Source organism: Proteus sp. G2675 (assembly GCF_963886535.1).
GTDB classification, from domain to species: Bacteria; Pseudomonadota; Gammaproteobacteria; order Enterobacterales; family Enterobacteriaceae; genus Proteus; species Proteus mirabilis.
The window spans coordinates 1-1,697 of record NZ_CAWPCB010000043.1 but is presented as its reverse complement, the minus strand read 5'-3'; the positions used below and the strand labels follow the sequence as shown (position 1 = coordinate 1,697).

Genomic DNA, 1,697 nt, shown 5'->3' with positions numbered 1-1,697 from the left:
CAGCGGCAGAGCGGCCACAGAAAACACCGCCGAAATCCCCAGAGCACAGGCCGTCAGATGACGTTTTATGCTCATTGACTGACCTCCTTATTCTGCTCCGCCGCTTCCAGACGCTGAGGCAGCCCGTCATAGCAGTCCAGGGCCAGACCAAACGGATTACTTTCCGGATCGCCCTCCCAGCGCACCACTTTCACCGGATAACGCACCGTCGCTCGCTTGACCGGCTCCGCGCTAAAATATTCATCCGCTACCAAATCCAGGCGCACGATCCAGTTATCCCGGTCAATCACCCGGACTTTATCCTCACTGAACCCGCGTCCCGGGATCTCATACACCACCCGGGAACGCCCTTTCAGCTCCCCGAGCGTAGTACGGTAAGCAGCCTCTTTCTCAAAATACGCCCGGCAGGACGGCGTCAGATAGGCACTGAGCTGTGCAATCTTTCGCGGATAATCCACCTCGCCGTCTTTCGGCCAGGCATTCAGTTGCTGAAAAATATAAAAGCTGAAAGCGTACACCGTCGGCAGCGGCACTTCCCACCATGCCCGGGTACTGCCGGAGCGCAAATCCGGCGGATTATGGATCGTCAGTTTAGCCGGCGCCCGCATCCAGCCGGCAAAGGCCACAAACAGGCAGAGCACCAGCACCCCGCAGATCATCCGCAGTGTCAGAATGTGCTGGTCCCGGTTTTGCAGGGCATGACGAAATTTACTCATGGCGGCCTCCGGCGATATACCGGCACAGTGACAGCGCCTGCGTCCGGCGTAAAAACCAGCCCTGAGATACGGTGATGAGGGATTTTTCAGTCAGCCGTCCGGTCAGCGGCAATGTGCGGGCAAACCCGGTTTGCAGTTTCCAGGACAATCGGCGGTAGAGATAATTTTCCGGTTTTCCGCGTTTGATACGGGTCAGAAAAGTGCCGCCAAAAAACACCACCAACAGCGGCATTATCAACGCGCCGGTCGGCAGGATCACCCACCCGGCCAGCGGTAACAGCGGGATACTGATAACGCTCCCGCCCACACAACCGACACCGGCGGCGGCAAACATTTCATGGGTGGTAAATCCGCGAAAGACGGTGGGCTCTGCATTTAAGCGATCCGGCATAAAATCGATGGTCTGCATCGTTGCCTCCGCTTAAAAAATAATGGTGGCGGATTTTCCGGCCAGCCAGACGACCGCCACAATCAGGACGACACCGACTACAATAATTGTACCGAATTTACCCCAGCCAGCCTTTTGGTCGCGCACTTCATTGAACGTGGTGACCGCGGCAATGGCCACCACGATAAAAGCCGTCGCAGCCACAACCAGCCCGCCAATCACAATGCCGTCATTAAGATAGCCTTTAATGGTGTCCATCAGTCCGCCGCCGCCACCGGAAGAAGGGGGTTCCACCGAAGGCAGTGCGGCATACGCCGGCATCAGACTGAATAAAGTGAATAACGTCACCACTGACGCACCAATACGACGGACACCACGTCCCCAAAATGATTTCATATCCATAAAATGACCTTTCATTCTGTAAAATAAATTAAACAGCACACTCAACTGGCAAACATCCAGATGCAGACCACCAGTAATATCACTGCCCGGACAGCAAACTGCCCCACCCTTGCAGTACGAACATTTTCATTTGCCCAGCCCCGGTAAACATCAACCAGTCCCCAGGCTGCCCATAAAAACAGCACCGCCAG

Annotated in this window: 4 protein-coding genes; all 4 read right to left on the bottom strand. The window is 55.6% G+C overall.

What is annotated here, in order from left to right; all coding sequences use genetic code 11:
• Positions 1-71: 71 nt before the first annotated feature.
• Positions 72-716: a PFL_4703 family integrating conjugative element protein gene (locus AACQ49_RS15800; RefSeq protein WP_000033152.1), complete on the bottom strand. Its 645-nt coding sequence runs from the start codon at positions 714-716 to the stop codon at positions 72-74.
• Entirely contained in the window at positions 709-1,125 is a 417-nt protein-coding gene (locus tag AACQ49_RS15795; protein WP_004239708.1) for a TIGR03750 family conjugal transfer protein, read from the bottom strand. Before AACQ49_RS15795 ends, AACQ49_RS15800 begins: the two co-directional genes overlap by 8 nt.
• Positions 1,126-1,137: 12 nt before the next feature.
• Positions 1,138-1,500 carry a TIGR03745 family integrating conjugative element membrane protein gene (locus tag AACQ49_RS15790; RefSeq protein WP_073557142.1) on the bottom strand — a complete coding sequence of 121 codons (363 nt, stop codon included), beginning with the start codon at positions 1,498-1,500 and terminating at the stop codon, positions 1,138-1,140.
• A 47-nt stretch (positions 1,501-1,547) separates the two neighbouring features.
• Positions 1,548-1,697 (bottom strand): TIGR03758 family integrating conjugative element protein (locus tag AACQ49_RS15785; protein ID WP_161779155.1); only part of this gene is annotated, 150 nt, incomplete at its 5' end.

What these genes read in the sequence shown, in the direction of transcription:
- AACQ49_RS15800 (WP_000033152.1), bottom strand. Translation starts at nt 716, where the DNA reads ATGAGTAAATTTCGTCATGCCCTGCAAAACCGGGACCAGCACATTCTG.
- AACQ49_RS15795 (WP_004239708.1), bottom strand. Translation starts at nt 1,125, where the DNA reads ATGCAGACCATCGATTTTATGCCGGATCGCTTAAATGCAGAGCCCACC.
- AACQ49_RS15790 (WP_073557142.1), bottom strand. Translation starts at nt 1,500, where the DNA reads ATGAAATCATTTTGGGGACGTGGTGTCCGTCGTATTGGTGCGTCAGTG.